Raw genomic sequence first — 18,804 nt, forward strand, 5'->3', positions numbered from 1 at the left:
GCCGCCGTCGCCGCCCAACTCAACCGCCGCCCACGCAAAACGCTCGGCTGGGACACCCCAGCCGAGCGCCTAGCTAAACTCCTCGCCGAAACCAGCTAACCACCCGTGTTGCAACGACCCCTGGAATCCGCCGGGAAGGGGGCCTTCACGCGCGAAAGCGTCAGCCCGTAGGTGGCTGGTAGACCTTCGTCAGCTTCGAGGCGGAACCCCAGTCCAGCAGCCAGAGCGTGCGACGGCTGCCGCGTGCCCCCGCCACCGGGATCTCGACCTCGCCCGCACCGGCCAGCGCCTGCGCGACGGCGTCCGCCTTGGCGTCGCCGCCGGTGACCAGCCAGATGTCCTGCGCGCGACGGATCGCGGGCAGGGTCAGCGAGATCCGGGTCGGCGGCGGCTTCGGGCAATCCCGTACCGCGACGACCGAGCGCTCCTTCTCGTGCACCGCCGGGCTGTCGGGGAAGATCGAGGCGGTGTGCCCCTCCCCGCCGAGGCCCAGCAGCATGATGTCGAACGCCGCGTCGTTGGCCGCCAGGACCTCCGCGTAGGCCGCGGCCGCCGCGTCGACGTCGTCGCCGAACTCGCCGTCCGAGGGTGCCATGGCGTGCACCCGCTTCGGGTCGAGCGGGACGTGGTCGAGCAGCGCCTCGCGGGCCTGCTTCTCGTTGCGGTCGTCCGAGTCCGCCGGGACGAAGCGCTCATCGCCCCAGTAGAGGTCCAGACGCGACCAGTCGATGGCGTCACGGGCACTGGAGTCGCGCAGTTCGCGCAGGATCGCGATCCCGGTGCCACCGCCGGTGAGCACCACCGAAGCGGAGCCCTTGGCGGCCTGGACGTCGACGATCCGGGTGACCAGCCTGGCCGCCGCGGCGGCGGCCAGGAGATCCGGGTTCTCGTAGACGACGACCTCGGTCTTGCTCATGAGGCGCTCTTCGCGGTCTTGGCGGGTGCCTTCTTGGCCGGAGCCGCCTTCTTCGCCGGAGCGGCCTTGGCCGCGGTGCCCGACGAGATCTTGCTCAGCCCGTTCAGCGAAGCCTCGTAGACCTCGTCCGGGTCGAGCCGTCGCAGCTCTTCGATCAGGCAGTCCTTGTTGTCCCGCCGCTGCAGGGAGATCCGGCGCGTCGGCTGGCCGGGCTGGGTCAGCATGCCGACCCGTCCATCCGGCCGGTGCAGTTCCACCGGTCCCGACCGCCGGTCCAGCGTCACCGAGATGATGCCCGCGGCACCGCTGCTCTTGACCCGCTTCACCGGCACCTTGAGGTACTCGGCCAGCCAGCCGGCGAGCAGTTCGGTCGACGGCGAGTCGGCCTCGCCGGTCACGGTCGCACCGGTGACCTTCTCGTACGGCGGAAGGTCCAGAGCGGACACCAGCTGCGCGCGCCACCGGGTCAGCCGGGTCCACGCCAAGTCGGTGTCACCCTCCACATAGGACTTCGACCGCGTGGTGAGTGCCCTTATGGGCGCCTTTTCCGCCGCCGAGTCGGTGATCCGGCGCTGTGCCAGCTCACCGAGCGGGTCCTTGGCCGGAGCCTTCGGACCGGTGCCCGGCCACCAGGTGACGATCGGCGCGTCCGGCAGCAGCAGCGGCACGACCGCGCTCTGCCCCTGCGAGGCCAGCGGGCCGTAGAGCCGCAGGACGATGACCTCGCTCGCGCCGGCGTCGCCGCCGACCCGGATCTGGCCGTCTATCCGCGGCGCCGCGGTCCGCGCGCCCTTGGCCACCACGATCACCCGCGAGGGGTGTTCCCGGCTGGCCTCGTTGGCGGCCTCGATCGCCTCTTCGAGTTTGTCGTCGTCGTCGGCCACTATGACCAGCGTCAGCACCCGGCCGAGCGCCACCTGCCCGCCCTGTTCGCGGATCTCGACGAGTTTCTTGTTCAGCTGCGACGTCGTGGTCGACGGCAGGTCGATGATCACGGACGCCTCCAGTTCCGGCCGGTACGCTCCAGCATTTCGTCCGCGGACGGCGGTCCCCACGATCCGGGCGGGTACGCCTCGGGCGCGCCCTTCTTGGCCCAGTGGTCGAGGATCGGGTCCAGGATCTCCCAGGACAGTTCGACCTCTTCGTTCACCGGGAACAGCGACGGTTCGCCGAGCAGCACGTCCAGGATCAGCCGTTCGTAGGCCTCCGGGGACGACTCGGTGAACGCGTGCCCGTAGCCGAAGTCCATGGTGACGTCGCGGACCTCCATCGTGGTCCCCGGCACCTTCGACCCGAACCGCAGCGTGATGCCCTCGTCGGGCTGCACCCGGATCACCAGCGCGTTCTGGCCCAGTTCCTCGGTCGAGGTCGAGTCGAACGGCAGATGCGGCGCCCGCTTGAACACCACGGCGATCTCGGTGACCCGGCGGCCGAGCCGCTTGCCGGTGCGCAGGTAGAACGGCACGCCCGCCCAGCGGCGGTTCTGCACCTCCAGCGTCACCGCGGCGTAGGTCTCGGTGGTCGAGTCCTTCTCGAAACCGCCTTCCTGCAGCAGGCCCGGCACCTTCATGCCGCCCTGCCAGCCGCCCGCGTACTGCCCGCGCGCGGTGGTCTCGTCGAACGGCGCCAGCGGCTTGGTCGCCGAAAGCACCTTGACCTTCTCCGCACGGAGCGCGCGCGGAGCGAACGAGACCGGCTCCTCCATCGCCGTCAGCGCGAGGAGCTGCAGCAGGTGGTTCTGGATGACGTCGCGTGCGGCGCCGATGCCGTCGTAGTACCCTGCGCGGCCGCCGAGACCGATGTCCTCGGCCATGGTGATCTGCACGTGGTCGACGTAGTTGGCGTTCCAGATCGGCTCGAACAGCTGGTTCGCGAAGCGCAGCGCCAGCAGGTTCTGCACCGTCTCCTTGCCGAGGTAGTGGTCGATGCGGAACACCGACTCCTCGGGGAAGACGTCGTTCACGATCTCGTTGAGCTCCTTGGCGCTCTTGAGATCGCGGCCGAAGGGCTTCTCGATGACGACACGGCGCCAGGTGTCCTCGCTCGCCTCGGCGAGGCCGGAGCGGGCGAGCTGCTTGGTCACCACCGGGAACGCGCTCGGCGGGATCGACAGGTAGAACGCGGTGTTACCACCGGTGCCACGCTCGGCGTCGAGGTCCTTGACCGTCTGCGCGAGCCGGTCGAAGGCGTCATCGTCGTCGAAGGTGCCCTGGACGAAGCGGATCCCTTCGGCGAGCCGGTTCCACACCGACTCCTTGAACGGCGTCCGCGCGTGCTCCTTGACCGAATCGTGCACGAGCTCGCCGAAGTCCTGGTGCTCCCAGTCCCGCCGGGCGAACCCGACGAGCGAGAACCCGGCGGGCAGCAGGCCACGGTGGGCGAGGTCGTAGATCGCCGGCATCAGCTTCTTGCGGGCGAGGTCACCGGTGACGCCGAAGATCACCAGGCTGGACGGCCCGGCGATCCGCGGCAGCCGCTTGTCGCGCGGATCGCGCAGCGGGTTGTTCCAGGCTCGTGTCACTCGCCGGCCTCCTGTACCGCGCGGACCAGTCCGGCCAGGCCGGCGGCCCGGTCGGTGAGGTGCAGGCGCAGCACCGGGCGGCCGTGCTCCGCGAGCACCTGGCCGTCGCCGAGTGCCTGCGCGTGCTGGAGCACGCCGAGCGTGTACGGCCGGTCCGGAACGTCGAGGTCCTCTTCGACGGCGCCGGTGATCTGCAGGAAGACACCGTTCTGGTGCCCGCCCTTGTGGTACTGCCCGGTCGAGTGCAGGAACCGCGGCCCCCACCCGAAGGTGGTCTGGCGGCCGGTCCGCTTGGCGATCTCGCCGCGCAGGACCGCGGTCGACGCGTCGTCGAGACGGTCGAGGTACGCCTGCACCGCGATGTAGCCGGTTTCCGGTGCGGAATCGAAGAAAGCCCGCAGGATGTCCGCGAGCTTTCCGTCGGTGGCCACGCCTGCCGAGCCGGACACCTCGACCGCGCCGTCCACAGTGGACGGCTTCTCGCCGCCCTTGAGCTTGTCCGGGTTGTCGAGCAGCGAACGCGCGGCCTTCTTGGCGGCCTCGACGTCGGGCTGATCGAACGGGTTGATCCCGAGCAGACGTCCGGCGAGCGCGGTGGCGAACTCCCACAGCAGGAACTGCGCGCCGAGCGAGCCGGTCACGGAGATCTTCGCCGCGCCTTCCGCCGGTCCGACCGCCACCGGGGTGGCGTCGGCCTTGGCGTCGGCGAAGCCGGGAGCGCTCGGGCCCTCGACGGCGACCGGCAGGAGACCGGTGCCCTGCTTGCCGGTGGACTCGGCGATCAGCTGCTCCGCCCAGTCGGCGAAGCCCTTGATACCGGAACCCGTGTCGCCGATGACGACCTTCTCGGCGCCCTTTTCGTGCGCCGCGACCCACGCCGCGGCGAGTTTGACCGCGGGGTTGTCCACGGAGTCGGTGGCCAGTTCGTCGGCCACCGAAGCGGCCTGGTCGAGCAGGCGGGCGACGTCCGCGCCGGCGAGCCCGGCCGGGACGAGCCCGAACGCGGTCAGCGCCGAGTAGCGGCCGCCGACGTTCGGGTCGGCGAGGAAGACCTTGCGGTAACCCTCCTTTTCGGACAGTTCCGCGAACGGCGAGCCGGGGTCGGTGACGACCACGATCCGCCGGGCCGCGTCGATACCCGCGTCGGCGAAGGCCTTCGCGAAGATCCGCCGGTGGCTGTCGGTCTCGACGGTGCCGCCGGACTTCGACGACACGACGATGACCGTGCGCTCCAGGTCACCGGCGAGCGCGTCGGCGACCTGGCCGGGGTCGGTGGTGTCGAGGACCGTCAGCGCGACGCCGTCGGTCGCCGTGATGACCTCGGGGGCCAGCGACGAACCGCCCATGCCCGCGAGGACGACGCGGTCGACGCCCTCGGAACGCAGGTCGGTCCGCAGTGCCTCGATTTCGCCGATCAACGGCCGCGAGGACTTGTGCAGCGTCGTCCACGAGAGACGGATCGACGCTTCGGACTCGGCTTCGGGACCCCACAGTGTGGCGTCCTGGGACGCCAGTTTCGATGCGACCTGGTCGGCGACGAGCCGCTCCGCGAACGGAGCGGCTTCGCCGGCCAGGGCGGCGTCGACGATTTCGACGCCGGTCGTTTCCCCTGCCATGGTCCAGATCAGTCCTTTGCCTTTTCCAGCTGCCCGGTGACGGTCTCGAGAAGCTCCACCCAGGACTTCTCGAACTTCTCGACGCCCTCGTCCTCGAGGACCCTGAACACGTCGTCGATGTCGATGCCGACCACACGCAGCTTGTCGAAGACGACCTGCGCGTCGGGGCCCTTGCCGGTCACCGTGTCACCGGTGATCTCGGCGTGGTCGCCCGCGGCGTCGAGGGTCTTCTCCGGCATCGTGTTGACCGTGTCCTTGACGACGAGCTGGTCCACGTAGCGGGTGTCGGAGTACTGCGGGTCCTTCACGCCGGTGGAGGCCCACAGCGGACGCTGCGCGTTCGCGCCGGCCTCGGCGAGCGCCTTCCAGCGGTCCGAAGCGAACAGCTCCTCGAACGCCGCGTACGCGAGGCGCGCGTTGGCGATGGCGGCCTCACCGCGCAGGGCGGTGGCCGCGTCGGTGCCGATCGCGTCGAGGCGCTTGTCGATCTCGGTGTCCACACGGGACACGAAGAACGACGCGACCGAGTGGATGCCCTTGAGGTCGTGGCCGTTGGCCTTGGCCTGCTCCAGCCCGGCGAAGTAGGCCTCGATGACCGCCCGGTACCGCTCGACGGAGAAGATCAGCGTGACGTTGACGCTGATGCCCTCGGCCAGGGTCTTGGTGATCGCCGGGAGACCCTCTTCGGTGGCCGGGATCTTGATCAGCACGTTCGGCCGGTCCACGGTCTTCCACAGGTCCTGCGCCTCGGCCACCGTCTTGTCGGAGTCCTTGGCCAGCCGCGGGTCCACCTCGATGGACACCCGGCCGTCGACCCCGTTAGTGGCGGTGTAGACGTCGCGGAACAGATCCGCGGCGTTGCGCACGTCGGTGGTGGTCAGCTCGCGGATGGTGGCCTCGACGTCGGCGCCGCGGGCCGCCAGTTCGCGAGTCTGCTCGTCGTACGCCTCGCCCTTCGACATCGCGTTGGCGAAGATCGTCGGGTTGGTCGTCACGCCCACGACGTGCTTGTCGCGGATCAGGCCGGCGAGATTGCCGGTGTTCAGGCGCTCACGGGACAGGTCGTCGAGCCAGATCGACACCCCGGCCTCGGACAGCTGCGCGAGCTTGTCGTTGCTCATCTGCTGTGTCATCCCCTTCAGTTCTTGGTGTTGGCGATCGAGCGACGGGCGGCCTCGACGACTGCCTCCGCGGTGAAACCGAACTCACGGAACAGTGTGGCGGCGTCGGCCGACGCACCGAAGTGCTCGATCGAAACGTTCACCCCGGCGTCACCGGTGAAGCGGTGCCACGACTGGGCGACACCGGCCTCCACGGAGACGCGTGCCTTGATCGACGGCGGGATGACCGAGTCCTTGTAGGACTGGTCCTGCGCGTCGAACCACTCGACACACGGCATCGAGACGACGCTCGCCGGGATGCCTTCGGCCTCGAGGGTCTTGCGGGCCTCGACGGCCAGCTGGACCTCGGAGCCGGTCGCGATCAGCACGACCTCGGGGCTGCCGTTGGACGCCTCGGCGAGGACGTAACCGCCCCGCTTGACGCCTTCGGCGCTGGTGCCCTCCAGCACCGGCACGTTCTGCCGGGTCAGCGCCAGGCCCGACGGGTGGTGGACGTCCTCCAGGACGGCCTTCCACGCGTACGCGGTCTCGTTGGCGTCCGCCGGGCGGACGACGTTGAGGCCGGGGATCGCGCGCAGCGAGGAGAGCTGCTCGATCGGCTGGTGGGTGGGGCCGTCCTCGCCAAGACCGATCGAGTCGTGCGTCCACACGTAGGTGACCGGCGCCTTCATCAGCGCGGCCAGCCGCACGGGCGGGCGCATGTAGTCGGAGAAGATCAGGAACGTCGCGCCGTAGGGGCGGGTGCCGCCGTGCAGCGCGATGCCGTTGAGGATCGAGCCCATCGCGTGCTCGCGGATGCCGAAGTGCAGCGTCCGGCCGTACGGGCTGGTCTTCCACATGTCGGTGGAAGCCTTCTCCGGGCCGAACGAGTCGGCCCCCTTCATGGTGGTGTTGTTGCTCTCCGCGAGGTCCGCGGAACCGCCCCACAGCTCGGGAAGCGGCTCGGCGAGGGCGTTGAGCACCTCACCGGAGGCCTTGCGGGTCGCGATGCCCTTGGCGTCCGGCTCCCACTTCGGCAGGTTGTCCGCGAAGCCCTCGGGCAGCGAGCGGGTGGCCATCCGGTCCGCGATCTTCTTGCGCTCCGGGTTGGCGGCGCCCCACGCCTCGAACTTCTCCTGCCATTCGGCGCGGGCGGTCTTGCCGCGGTCGACGGCCTGGCGGGTGTGCGCGATGACCTCGTCGTCGACCTGGAAGCTCTGCTCCGGGTCGAAGCCGAGGATCTCCTTGACCGCGGCGACCTCTTCGGCGCCGAGCGCGGCGCCGTGGGCCTTGCCGGTGCCCATCTTCTTCGGCGCCGGGTACCCGATGACGGTCTTCAGCGCGATGAACGACGGACGCTCGGTCTCGGCCTTCGCGGCCTTGATGGCCTCTTCGATCGCGACGACGTCTTCGCCACCTTCGACGACCTGGGTGTGCCACCCGTAGGCCTCGTAGCGCTTCACGACGTCCTCGGACAGCGCGATCTTGGTGTCGTCCTCGATCGAGATCTCGTTGTCGTCCCAGAAGACGATCAGGTTGCCCAGCTCCTGGCGGCCGGCGATCGAGGAGGCCTCGGCGGTGACGCCCTCTTCGATGTCACCGTCGGAGGCGACGACGTAGACGTAGTGGTCGAAGATGCTCTCGCCCTGCGGGGCGTCCGGGTCCAGCAGGCCGCGCTCGCGACGGGCCGCCATCGCCATGCCGACCGCGTTGGCCAGGCCCTGTCCGAGCGGGCCGGTGGTGGTCTCGACGCCCTTGGTGTGCCGGTACTCCGGGTGACCCGGGGTCTTCGAGTCCCACTTGCGCAGCTGCTTCAGGTCTTCCAGCTCCAGGCCGAACCCGGCGAGGTACAGCTGGATGTAGAGGGTGAGGCTCGAGTGACCGGCGGAGAGGACGAAGCGGTCACGAGCGGGCCACTCGGGGTCCGCCGGGTCATGACGCAGCGTCCGCTGGAAGAGCGTGTACGCGAGCGGCGCCAGGCTCATCGCGGTGCCGGGGTGACCGCTGCCGCAGTTCTCGACCGCGTCCGCGGCGAGCACCCGCACGGTGTCGACGGCCCGCGTGTCGAGGTCGGTCCAGTCGGCGGGCACGTTGCGCCGGAGGAGTGGGTTCTTCTCGCTGGTAGAGGCGGTTTCGGACACTGAACTCGAACTCCCCGTCATCAGGTTGTGGCTTCTCTTCCCTCGTGGGTAACCCACGTGTACCGCTACTAATCTCAATCGATCCGGAAGGGACGATATTCCTGGTCCGGGCCGTTCGCATGGGCACGCCGCGAGCTACCGCGGCCAGCCTAATGGTTCGGCCGGTCGAGGACCCGCGATCACCCTCTGGAAACAGCACGTCTAACATCGGGGAAGGGTTCAGAACACTCCGGATCCGGGGCCGCCACATCACCCGGAAGCCTGGTGGACCCCGCCCCGAAAACTGACGCAGGGAGTGAAATGTCGTTGGTGAACGCTGCGCACGGACGCAGTGACAGCACCAGCGCCGTACATCCGACCGGTGAACGACCGCACGGTGGCCGGCGAACAATCCGCCAGGTCGTCGGCGCGTACGCCGCCCTCGCGAAGCCCAGGGTGATCGAGCTCCTCCTGGTCACCACGATCCCCGCGATGTTCCTGGCAGGCCGGGAGATCCCGTCGCCGTGGCTGGTGCTCGCGACGCTCGTGGGCGGCACCATGGCCGCCGGCAGCGCCAACGCCTTGAACTGCGTCATCGACGCGGACATCGACAAGGTGATGAACCGCACCAAGCGTCGCCCGCTGGTGAAGGAATCGGTGCCCCGGCGCGGCGCCCTGATCTTCGGTCTCGTGCTCGGCGTCCTGTCGTTCGTCGTGCTCTATTTCACGGTGAACCTGCTCTCGGCGATCCTCGCGATCGTGACGATCCTCTTCTACATCTTCGTCTACACGCTGGTGCTGAAGCGGCGTACGTCACAGAACGTGGTCTGGGGCGGCGCGGCGGGCTGCATGCCGGTCGTCATCGGCTGGGCCGCCGTCACCGGCACCGTCGAGTGGCCCGCGTTCGTGATGTTCGGCGTCATCTTCTTCTGGACCCCGCCGCATACCTGGGCGCTGGGCATGAAGTACCGCGAGGACTACGAGCGCGCCGGCGTGCCGATGCTGCCGGTGGTCGCCACCCCGCAGCACGTGGCGCGGCAGATCGTCATCTACTCGTGGGTGATGGTCGCGTGGACGCTGCTGCTGGTCCCGGTGACTAGCTGGATCTACACGACGTTCGCCCTGCTCGCCGGTGGCTGGTTCCTCTTCTACGCGCACAGCCTTAACGCGGCGGTGCGGCGGGGCGAGGAGACCAAGCCGATGTCGCTGTTCCACCGGTCGAACACGTACCTGATGATCGTGTTCGTCGCGCTGGCCGTCGACTCGGCGATCGGGCTGCCGGCCATCGGGCTGCCTTTCTGATCTTGTAGCGCGTGAAGGTCCCCTTCCCTCGGCTCAGCCGAGGGAAGGGGGCCTTCACGCGTGTCGGGGGTGGGACGGCGGAGGTGAGGTCCGGTCCAGGTAGTCGTGAGTGGCGATTCGGGTTAGAACACGAATCGCCACTCACGACCCACGCGACCAGGAGACCCGCCGCAGCCCGGTTTCCCACCTGGTGGCGCACGTTGCCCAGCCCGGTTACCTGTCAGTACCGGCCGGCGCGGCGGCGCCGGTGGGGCCGGGCGGCCGACCGTCTCGGGCGCCGGGCCGCGATGCTGGCTCCGTTCCCTGCAAGGGATCGGTGCCGGAGGCGCGGCCATCATCGCCCGTATCGTCGTGCGGGACCTCGGCGACGGCGACGCGCTCGCCCAACGGCTTTCGGTGCTGTCCATCGCGTTCGTCACGGCGCTCGGCGGCGGGCTGATCGGCGGGTGGCAGGGCGGTTTCGCGGTGCTGACGGCGGCGGGCGTGCTCTGCGTCCTGGGCACGCTGACGATTCCGCTCCACAAGAGCCGCGGCGAAAAGACGGGCATGATCCGGATCCACCTCCGGATCCTCACGGTTCCGGCGTTCCTGCGGCCGACGATCGCGGCAGGACTCGGCTTCGCGACGATCGTGCTCCTGCAGGTGGTCTCGCCGTTCGTCTTCCAGCAGCACTTCGAGCTGAGCGTGGACCAGTACGGCGGCCTCGGCCTCCTCTTCGGGCTGGCCTACTTCGCCGGCGCGCTGCTGGTGAACCGGCTGGCCGGGCGCAAAGGCTCGCCGTGGCTGATGCGCGCGGGCGCGCTGGTCATGACCGGCGCCGGCCTGCTGACGATCGTCTTGTGGCTCGTGCCCGCGATCCCGCTCACGGCAGCCTTCGTGACATTCGTCGCGCTCTACTGCGGCACCACGTTCGGCCAGGCCGCGCTCTTCCCCAGCGGCATGGCCGTCGCGGTGAGCGAGGTGCCCGGGTACGGCGCGTACGCCGTCGCGCTGTGCGGGTTCGTCGCGCAGTCCATCGCGGGTGTCGCCGCCACCTTCGCCGCGCTGCTCCACGAGAACGTCGTGTGGGCGAGTGTGGCCACCGTCCTGTCCCTCGCCGCCTTCCTCCTGGCCCGGGTGAGAGCGCGGGAATGAGATGATGGCGGGCGCCGTTGTAGTTCATTCGGCCCCTGTCCCACCTCTCGAAAGCAGGCTGCTTTTGTCCGTGTCCCCGGACCGGGAACCCGACGCGCTCGAGCAGGACGTCGCGCTCGAGCAGCAGTACGTCACCACCGTCTACCGCAAGCTCGACGCCGAACGCGTCGACGCGCAGCGCAGGCTCGACGAGACGCTGCGCCAGACCGGCGGCACCCCGCAGGCGCGCACCGAACGCGACGTCGCCACGACGCTGTACACCGACAGGCTGGCCCAGCTGAGCTCCGTCGAGCAGGGCCTGTGCTTCGGCCGCCTCGACTTCCTTCCTGAGCACGCCGAGGAGACCACCTACATCGGGCGGCTCGGGCTGTTCGACGAGGACGACGACTACCGTCCGCTGCTCGTCGACTGGCGCGCGCCGGTCGCGCGGCCCTTCTACCTCGCCACCGCCGCTTCACCCGAAGGCGTGCGGCGGCGCCGCCACATCCGGTCGCTGAGCCGGAAGGTCGTCGGCGTCGACGACGAGATCCTCGACCTCTCCGCCGCCGACCAGGGCCAAGACCTCGGCCTAGCGGGCGAGGCGGCGCTGCTGGCCGCGCTCGAACGTCGTCGCACCGGCGAGATGAGCGACATCGTCGCCACCATCCAGGCCGAACAGGACCGCATCATCCGCGCGTCGCCGAACGGAGTACTCGTGGTCCAGGGCGGCCCGGGAACCGGCAAGACCGCCGTCGCGCTGCACCGCGCGGCGTACCTGCTCTACACGCATCGCCAGCAGCTGACCACCCGTGGCGTGCTGGTGGTCGGGCCGAACAGCACGTTCCTCCGCTACATTGGGCAGGTCCTGCCGTCGCTGGGCGAGACCGGGGTGCTGCTGGCCACGATCGGACAGCTGTACCCGGGGCTGGACGCCGACGGCCCCGTCACCCGCGAGGCCGCCGAGATCAAGGGCCGTCCGGTGATGGCCGACGTGCTCGCCAACGCGGTCCGAGACCGGCAGCGGGTGCCGGAACCGGTCCTGGAGATCGAGTTCGAGCGCGAGATCCTCATGCTCGACCGCAAGACCTGCACCGAGGCGCGGACACGGGCCCGCCGGTCGCGCCGTCCGCACAACCTCGCCCGGCGGATCTTCGTCTCGGACCTCCTCGACGCGCTGACCCGGCAGGCCGCCCGCAAACTGGGGGAGGACCTGCTCGACGCGCGGGACGTCCAGGACATCCGGGCCGAGGTCGCCGCGGACAGGAACGTGGCCGCCGCGATCGACGGGCTGTGGCCGAAACTCACCCCCGAGATCGTGCTCGACGAGCTGTTCGCCGACCGCGAACGGTTGCGCAGCGCGGCCGGAAAGGCCTTGTCGGACACCGATCGTGAGCACCTCTACAGCCCGACCGACGCGAAGTGGAGCCCGTCGGACGTCCCGCTGCTCGACGAACTCGCCGAGTTGCTCGGCGAGGACGACACCGAAGCCCGTGCCGAGGCCGCTCGCCGCGAGCGGGAAGACCGCGCCTACGCGGAGGGCGTGCTCGACATCCTCGAACAGGACGAGGAGATCGTCGACGAGGAACTGCTGCGGGTGGGCGACGTCCTCGACGCGGAGCTGTTCGCCGAACGTCAGCAGCGCCGCAGCGAGATGACCGCGGCGCAGCGGGCCGCCCAGGACCGGACGTGGACCTTCGGGCACGTGATCGTCGACGAGGCGCAGGAACTGACCGCGATGGACTGGCGGCTGCTGATGCGCCGGTCGCCGAACCGGTCGATGACGCTGGTCGGCGACGTCGCCCAAACCGGGGCAGCCGGCGGGGCGCGGACGTGGGGCGAGGCGCTTTCGCCGTACGTCGCCGATCGCTGGCGGCTCGAAGAACTGACCGTGAACTACCGGACCCCGGCGGAGATCATGGCCGTCGCGTCCCGGGTGCTCGCCGAGGTCAACCCGGAACTGGAGGCGCCGGTTTCGGTGCGGGAGACGGGTTTCGAACCCTGGCTGCGTTCCGTGGACCCGGCTGCTCTCACCGCGGAACTGCCCGGCCTCGTCGACGCCGAACTGTCCGCTGTGGACGGTGGGACGGTCGCCGTGCTGTGTCCGTCGCCCCTGGTCGCTTCGCTCTCGGAGACACTCGGCGAGGCGGGGGATCGGGTGTCGGTGATGCCGGTCGAGCGGGCGAAGGGCCTGGAGTTCGATTCGGTGCTGCTGGTGGCCCCCGACGAGGTCGTCGCCGAGTCGCCGCGTGGGCTCAACGATCTTTATGTGGCTCTGACCAGGGCGACCCGGCGGATGGGCGTAGTGCAGACCGGTGACCTTGTTCCCGCGCTGGAGGGTCTTGGCTAAGGTCGGCCGCATGCGCACATTCGGCAAGATCGTGGTCATCGGCGCGGGCGTCCTCGCCCTGGCGGCCTGTGGCGAGAAACAGAACACCGCAGGTTCGGCCCAGACCTCCGGCGCGGCCCCCGCGTCGGCGTCTTCGTCGGCTCCGGCCGCCCCGAAGGGCAAGGAATGCACGGCCGAGGACGTGAAGACCACCGGGAAGTTCGGCGAAGCGCCGACCATCACCATCCCGGACGACTGCGACCCGCCGAAGAAGCTCATCACCAAGGACCTCGAGCCCGGTACCGGCGAGGGCGCCAAGTCGGGTCAGCGGTTGAAGATGAACTACTCGCTGGTCACCTGGTCCAACAAGCAGAAACTGGACAGTTCCTTCGACCGCGGTGAGCCGTTCGAGCTGCCACTCGGCGCGGGCAAGGTCATCCAGGGCTGGGATCAGGGCTTGCAAGGGATCAAGCAGGGCGCGCGGCGGCTGCTGATCATCCCGCCGGACCTCGGCTACGGCCAGGGCGGGAACGGCATCGCGCCGAACGAGACCCTGGTGTTCGTGACCGACGCGGTGAGCGTCCCGACCGACAAGGGCTGATGGGACCTTCCGACGGCCGCGTCCACCGAGGCCGGGTTCGTTCCTGGCTGGTGGACGATGGCTGGGGAGTGGTCGAGTCGGCCGACTTCGCCGACCCGATCTGGGTCCACTATTCGATGCTGAAGGGTTTCGGGCCCGGAGAATTCCGGAAGCTCGACGTGGGCGACGAGGTCGAGCTGACCGTCGAGCACGCGGAGCAGGACGAGTTCCGGCTGCGAGCGCTCTGGGTGCGGTTGGCCCGCTGAAGTCCGTGAAGGCCTCCTTCCCTACCCTCAGGGTAGGGAAGGAGGCCTTCACGGACTTCTGATCAGCCGGCGTACTCCCAGGTGAGCAGAGTGATCTCCAGTCCCTTCTCGACCTTGGGCTCGGGCGCCGCGTCGGTCAGGGTGTAGCCGACGCGGCGAGCGACGGCTTCGCTGGCGGCGTTCTCGGCGTCGATCTTCAGCTGGAGCGGTCCGCGCCCGAGGTCCAGCGCGTGGGCGGTGAGGACCCGCAGTGACCGCGCCGCCAGGTCCCGCCCGCGGTGCGCGGGACCGACGGCGTACCCGAGTTCGGCCGCATCCTCCTTCAGGAACAGCACCACCTCGCCGAGCGGATCGCCGCCGTCGGCCGTGATGGCCAGCCGCAGCCCGTTGCCCTCGGCGCGACGGGCGAGGGCCTTCGCGTAGTGCGCCTTCGCCGCCACCTCGTCGAACGGGGAAGGCAACGGCGTGAACCGCGCGACTGCGGGATTGTCGAACAGCCCCGGCATGAACGCGATGTCGTCTTCGACCCACTCCCGCAGGACGAGCCCTTCACCGGTGAGCCGGACTTCCTCCGGCCAGAGCGTCGTCACGGGATCAGCAGGAGCTTGCCGGTGGTGCGGCGGCCCTGGAGGTCTTCGTGCGCCTGACGGGCGTCGGCCAGCGGGTAGCGGCCGCCGATCCGGATGTTCAGTGAGCCGTCCTGGACGGCGGCGAACAGTTCGTTCACGCGCCACTCCAGTTCCTCGCGGGTGAGCACGTAGTGCGCGGAGGTCGGGCGGGTGAGGTACACCGAGCCGCTGCGGTTGAGCAGCTGCGGGTCGATCGGCGGGACCGGGCCGCTGGCCGCGCCGTAGAGGGCGAGCAGACCGCGGATCTTCAGGCTCGCGAGGCTGCCGTCCACAGTGGACTTGCCGACGCCGTCGTAGACGACCTCGACGCCCTTGCCGCCGGTGAGGTCGCGGGTGGCCTTGGCGAAGTCGACCTGGTCGTAGCGGATGACGTCGTCCGCGCCCGCCTGCTTGGCGAGTTCGGCCTTCTCGTCGGTGGAGACGGTGCCGATCACCCGGGCGCCGCGCGCCTTGGCCAGCTGGACCAGCAGCAGGCCCATTCCACCCGCCGCGGCGTGGATCAGCACGTCGTCACCGGCCTTGACCTCGTAGGTCGAGGCGATCAGCGCGTGCGCGGTGATCCCCTGGAGCATCGTGGCGGCGGCGGTCTCCTCGGACACGCCGTCCGGGATCTTCACCGCGATCGTGGCGGGAACCAGACGGCGCCGGGCGTAGCTGCCCAGCGAACCCTGCCAGGCGACCCGGTCGCCGACGGCGAAACCGGTCACGTCCGCGCCGACCGCGGCCACCGTCCCGGCACCCTCCATGCCCAGGATGAACGGGGTGTCGACCGGATAGATGCCCTCGCGGTGGTAGGTGTCGATGTAGTTGACGCCCGCCGCCGCGACGTCCACGAGCAGTTCGCCGGATCCGGGTTCGCCTACCTCGACTTCGGACAGTTCAAGGACTTCGGGACCACCGGTTCGCCGGATCTGCACTGCCGCGGGCATACATCCTCCTCGTTCAAGGTCGTTCCGACCGGGACAACTATGGCCGACGCCACGGTTATTCCGCGTCCCGGGCCTTTCGCGGTTAAGCTCGGCGCGTGGCTGAGACCGAAGAGAAGACCGAGACCGCCGCCCCCACGTCGCGCCAGGTCGCGGCCGCTCGCGACTTCGTGAAGCGGCACGGGAAGCCGTCGCGCGCGGTGGTGGAGAACATCGGCCGGATCGGCGCGCGGGTCGTGCTCGTGGGTGCCGACGGCGCGCTCGGCGATGTCGTCGTCGCCTCCGTGGCGGCGGGCGAGGCGCTGGTGGAGGCCGTCGAAGACCTCGAACCCGCCGAATGGGACAGCGAGACCGTGAAGGCCACCAAGATCGGCGCCGAGCACCGCCGCCGGATGGCGGGGAAGTGAGCGGCTCCGCGATCTTCGCCGCCTGCTCCGCGCTGCCGGAAGGTGACGGCGACGAGCACGCCGTACCCGAGGCGCTGGCCGACCTGGGCTTCAAGACCCGATGGGCCGCCTGGGACGACACGACCGTCGACTTCGCCGCCGCGGACATCGTCGTGCTGCGCGCCACCTGGGACTACGCCGAGCGCCGCGACGAGTTCCTGGCCTGGACCGAGACCGTGCCGACGCTGTCCAATTCGGCCGAGGTCGCGCGGTGGAACACCGACAAGTCCTATCTGGCCGAACTCGGCGACGCCGGGGTCGCGATCGTGCCGACGACCCTGATCGCGCCGGACGAGAAGGCCCCACGCTGGCCCAAGGGCGAGTTCGTGCTGAAGCCCGCCATCGGCGCCGGCTCGCGGGGAGCGGGCCGGTTCACGGCGGGCGACGCGGCCGCCGCGCATCTCTCCGGGTTGCAGGCCGACGGGAACACCGTGCTGCTCCAGCCGTATCAGTCCAGTGTGGACAGTGCGGGGGAGATCGCGCTGGTGTACTTCGGCGGCGTGTACTCGCACGCGTTCTCGAAGGCCGCGATGCTGGGCCGGGAACTCGACGAATCCGGGCTGTACGTCACGGAAAAGCTCGCACCCGTGCAGCCCGCCGCGGGATTCCGGGCACTGGCCGAAGACGCTTTGGACGCGACGGCGGCGCTGCTCGGCATCCTGCGCGCGGAACTGCTCTACGCCCGCGTCGACCTCGTCGCCGGTCCGGACGGCAGGCCGCTGCTGCTGGAACTGGAGCTCGTCGAACCTTCGCTCGGGTTCCGGCAGACCGACGCCGCCGCGGCCTGGCGCTTCGCCTCCGCCGTACGGCAGCAACTCGCCTGACGCCCGGCATTTAGTCCTCTGAATGCGATCCTTGCGTGTGCAACTACCGCATTCAGAGGACTAAGTGCGACGGGGGTCAGGCGGGTTTGGCGAGTTTCGCGGCCAAGCGCTCCGGCTTCGGCCACCGCACGTCCCGTGCCCAGCCGAACTTCTCGAACAGCCAGATCACCCGCGCCGACACGTCGACCTGTCCGCGCAGGACACCGTGCCGCGCGCAGGTGGGGTCGGCGTGGTGGGAGTTGTGCCACGATTCGCCCATGGACAGGATCGCCAGCGGCCAGAAGTTCGCCGCCTTGTCACGGCTGGCGAACGGGCGCTCGCCGACCAGGTGACAGATCGAGTTCACCGACCAGGTGACGTGGTGCAGGAACGCGATCCGGACCAGCCCGGCCCAGAAGAACCCGGTCACCACACCCCACCACGACCAGCTGATCAGCCCGCCGAGCACCGCGGGCAGCGCGAGGCTCAGCGTGATCCACAGCCAGAAGTAGCGGTTCACCACGCGAAGGTCCTTGTCGGCCACCAGGTCCGGCGCGAAACGGTCGTAGTTGGTCACCTCGCGGCTGAACATCCAGCCCATGTGCGCGTGCCAGAAGCCGCGTAGCAGCGCCGAGGGCGACGTCCCGAACAGCCAGGGGGAGTGCGGGTCGCCTTCGCGGTCGGCGAAGGCGTGGTGGCGACGGTGGCTGGCCACCCAGAAGATGACCGAACCCTGCACGGCGAAACTGCCGGCGATGGCGAGCGCCACGCGCAGCGGCCGCCCGGCCTTGAAAGCGCCGTGGGTGAAGTAGCGGTGGTATCCGACGGTCACCCCGAGCGTCCCGACGGTGTAGAACACGGCCGCCAGCGCCAGGTCGACCCAGGTCATGCCCCAGCCCCACACGATCGGCACGGCGGCGAGCAGCGCGACGAACGGGACCAGCAGGAAGGTCTTGAGTATCAGCATCTCCCCGGAGCCTCGGCGGTGGGAGATCAGGGGTTTGGACGGACTGGCCGGTGCGTCCGGCTCGGTGCTGGCGGTCATGCGACACCTCGTGCCTCGACTGGGTGGTGACCCCCGTGTGGGGCACCGAGCGCAGCGTAAGGGCACCGTCTGGCGAGCACGCCGCCTGGGGGTTACGTCCGGTTCAGTTCGAGGTGGCGAGTTCGCGTTCCGGAGCCGTGGCCGAGGACACGGGACCACGGTCGCGCGAGCCGCACCACAGCGCCGCCGTCGAGATGATCACGAGCGCGGAGCCGAGGACGTGGAACGAGACCAGCGCCTCCGGGACACCGAGGGCGTACTGCACCGAGCCCACGACGCCCTGGAGGACCGCGACGACCCACACGATGGTGTACCGCTTCCACAACTGCTTCGGCGTCTCGCCACGCATCAGCTGGAGCCCGAAGACGGCCAGCACGATCAGGTAGACCACCAGCAGACCACCGTGGACCTGGGTGAGCGTCTCGATGGGGGCTTGGAGCCGGTGGGTGCCAGGGTCGCCGCCGTGCGGGCCCGCCCCGGTCACGGTGGTTCCCGCCACGAGGACGGCCCACATGGACACGGCGAGCGCGATCAGCGTCTTGCGTCCCGCGTCCGGGATCAGCCAGCGGGCGGGCTCGTCACCCTCCTTGAACGCGCGCAGCAGCAGGACCGCGAGCCAGACCAGAGGAGTGGAGGCCAGGAAGTGGAGCGCGACGGTCCACCATTCGAGTTTCGCGAGCACGGTGATCCCGCCGACGACGGCCTGCAGCATCACGCCTGCGGGCATCGTCCAGGCCAGCTTCACCAGACGGCGGCGGCTCGGGTGCTCGATCTGCACGCGCCACGCGGTGATCACGCACAGCGCGGCGACCAGGATGACCACCCCGGTCAGCATCCGGTTGCTGAATTCGATCCACTGGGTGAGCGTGTCGAACTCGGGGTGCGCGACCGGCACGATGCTGCCTTCGACGCACTGCGGCCACGTCGGGCAGCCGAGGCCCGAACCCGTGACGCGGACGACCGAGCCGGTGACGCCGATTCCGGCCTGCGCGATCACCGCCGCTATCGCGACCGCTCGCTGGACCGCGAACGAGGGATACGGCAGACGCGCTACAAGGCTCTGGAACGGCACCGTCCGATGCTAGAACGCCCTTC

At 69.7% G+C, this 18,804-nt stretch carries 17 protein-coding genes; 7 read left to right on the forward strand and 10 right to left on the reverse strand.

Translation table 11 applies throughout. The features are described from left to right. Positions 1–160 precede the first annotated feature (160 nt). From pgl to tkt, 6 genes are read right to left on the reverse strand one after another with little or no spacing between them, the layout of a single operon-like run. Positions 161–916, reverse strand: a complete 756-nt coding sequence (pgl, locus tag AC069H_RS12180) for a 6-phosphogluconolactonase (RefSeq protein ID WP_478232285.1) — start codon at positions 914–916, stop codon at positions 161–163. Next, complete coding sequence (gene opcA, locus AC069H_RS12185; protein ID WP_478227531.1) at positions 913–1,911, reverse strand: glucose-6-phosphate dehydrogenase assembly protein OpcA; 999 nt, start codon at positions 1,909–1,911, stop codon at positions 913–915. Before opcA ends, pgl begins: the two co-directional genes overlap by 4 nt. Next, on the reverse strand, positions 1,908–3,437 hold the full coding sequence (gene zwf, locus AC069H_RS12190; protein ID WP_478227532.1) for a glucose-6-phosphate dehydrogenase: 1,530 nt from the start codon (positions 3,435–3,437) through the stop codon (positions 1,908–1,910). Before zwf ends, opcA begins: the two co-directional genes overlap by 4 nt. Next, positions 3,434–5,053: a glucose-6-phosphate isomerase gene (locus AC069H_RS12195; RefSeq protein ID WP_478232286.1), complete on the reverse strand. Its 1,620-nt coding sequence runs from the start codon at positions 5,051–5,053 to the stop codon at positions 3,434–3,436. The genes zwf and AC069H_RS12195 overlap by 4 nt, the downstream gene beginning before the upstream one ends. An 8-nt stretch (positions 5,054–5,061) precedes the next feature. Continuing rightward, positions 5,062–6,174 (reverse strand): transaldolase, encoded by a 1,113-nt coding sequence (gene tal, locus AC069H_RS12200; RefSeq protein ID WP_478232561.1) that lies wholly within the window; start codon positions 6,172–6,174, stop codon positions 5,062–5,064. 17 nt (positions 6,175–6,191) lie between these two features. Next, positions 6,192–8,294 carry a transketolase gene (tkt, locus tag AC069H_RS12205; protein WP_478232287.1) on the reverse strand — a complete coding sequence of 701 codons (2,103 nt, stop codon included), beginning with the start codon at positions 8,292–8,294 and terminating at the stop codon, positions 6,192–6,194. Positions 8,295–8,594: 300 nt separating this feature from the next. Between tkt and AC069H_RS12210 the strand changes: the two genes are divergently transcribed. The 5 genes from AC069H_RS12210 (at position 8,595) to AC069H_RS12230 (ending at position 13,860) form a co-directional block, all read left to right on the forward strand. Further along, positions 8,595–9,575 (forward strand): heme o synthase, encoded by a 981-nt coding sequence (locus AC069H_RS12210; RefSeq protein WP_125736362.1) that lies wholly within the window; start codon positions 8,595–8,597, stop codon positions 9,573–9,575. A gap of 351 nt (positions 9,576–9,926) precedes the next feature. Continuing rightward, entirely contained in the window at positions 9,927–10,709 is a 783-nt protein-coding gene (locus tag AC069H_RS12215; protein ID WP_478232288.1) for an MFS transporter, read from the forward strand. 64 nt (positions 10,710–10,773) lie between these two features. Next, entirely contained in the window at positions 10,774–13,035 is a 2,262-nt protein-coding gene (locus tag AC069H_RS12220; protein ID WP_478232289.1) for a HelD family protein, read from the forward strand. Positions 13,036–13,045: 10 nt separating this feature from the next. Next, complete coding sequence (locus tag AC069H_RS12225) at positions 13,046–13,615, forward strand: FKBP-type peptidyl-prolyl cis-trans isomerase (protein ID WP_478232290.1); 570 nt, start codon at positions 13,046–13,048, stop codon at positions 13,613–13,615. Further along, the gene (locus tag AC069H_RS12230; RefSeq protein ID WP_478232291.1) at positions 13,615–13,860 is read left to right on the forward strand and encodes a cold-shock protein; all 246 of its coding nucleotides are present in this window, start codon (positions 13,615–13,617) and stop codon (positions 13,858–13,860) included. The genes AC069H_RS12225 and AC069H_RS12230 overlap by 1 nt, the downstream gene beginning before the upstream one ends. A 62-nt stretch (positions 13,861–13,922) precedes the next feature. Here AC069H_RS12230 and AC069H_RS12235 read toward each other — a convergent pair whose 3' ends face one another. Then, complete coding sequence (locus AC069H_RS12235; RefSeq protein WP_478232292.1) at positions 13,923–14,450, reverse strand: GNAT family N-acetyltransferase; 528 nt, start codon at positions 14,448–14,450, stop codon at positions 13,923–13,925. After that, on the reverse strand, positions 14,447–15,418 hold the full coding sequence (locus AC069H_RS12240) for a quinone oxidoreductase family protein (RefSeq protein ID WP_478227541.1): 972 nt from the start codon (positions 15,416–15,418) through the stop codon (positions 14,447–14,449). The genes AC069H_RS12235 and AC069H_RS12240 overlap by 4 nt, the downstream gene beginning before the upstream one ends. 95 nt (positions 15,419–15,513) lie before the next feature. On the opposite strand from AC069H_RS12240, the gene AC069H_RS12245 reads away from it, so the two are divergent. Further along, the gene (locus tag AC069H_RS12245) at positions 15,514–15,822 is read left to right on the forward strand and encodes a hypothetical protein (RefSeq protein ID WP_478227542.1); all 309 of its coding nucleotides are present in this window, start codon (positions 15,514–15,516) and stop codon (positions 15,820–15,822) included. Continuing rightward, on the forward strand, positions 15,819–16,685 hold the full coding sequence (locus tag AC069H_RS12250; protein WP_478232293.1) for an ATP-grasp domain-containing protein: 867 nt from the start codon (positions 15,819–15,821) through the stop codon (positions 16,683–16,685). Before AC069H_RS12245 ends, AC069H_RS12250 begins: the two co-directional genes overlap by 4 nt. A gap of 76 nt (positions 16,686–16,761) precedes the next feature. Here the strand turns inward: AC069H_RS12250 and AC069H_RS12255 are convergent, their stop codons facing one another. Continuing rightward, positions 16,762–17,709: an acyl-CoA desaturase gene (locus AC069H_RS12255; RefSeq protein WP_340683096.1), complete on the reverse strand. Its 948-nt coding sequence runs from the start codon at positions 17,707–17,709 to the stop codon at positions 16,762–16,764. A gap of 103 nt (positions 17,710–17,812) precedes the next feature. Then, complete coding sequence (locus AC069H_RS12260; RefSeq protein WP_478232294.1) at positions 17,813–18,781, reverse strand: COX15/CtaA family protein; 969 nt, start codon at positions 18,779–18,781, stop codon at positions 17,813–17,815. Positions 18,782–18,804 lie beyond the last annotated feature (23 nt).

The sequence above is a fragment of the Amycolatopsis sp. NPDC043887 genome, assembly GCF_056435665.1.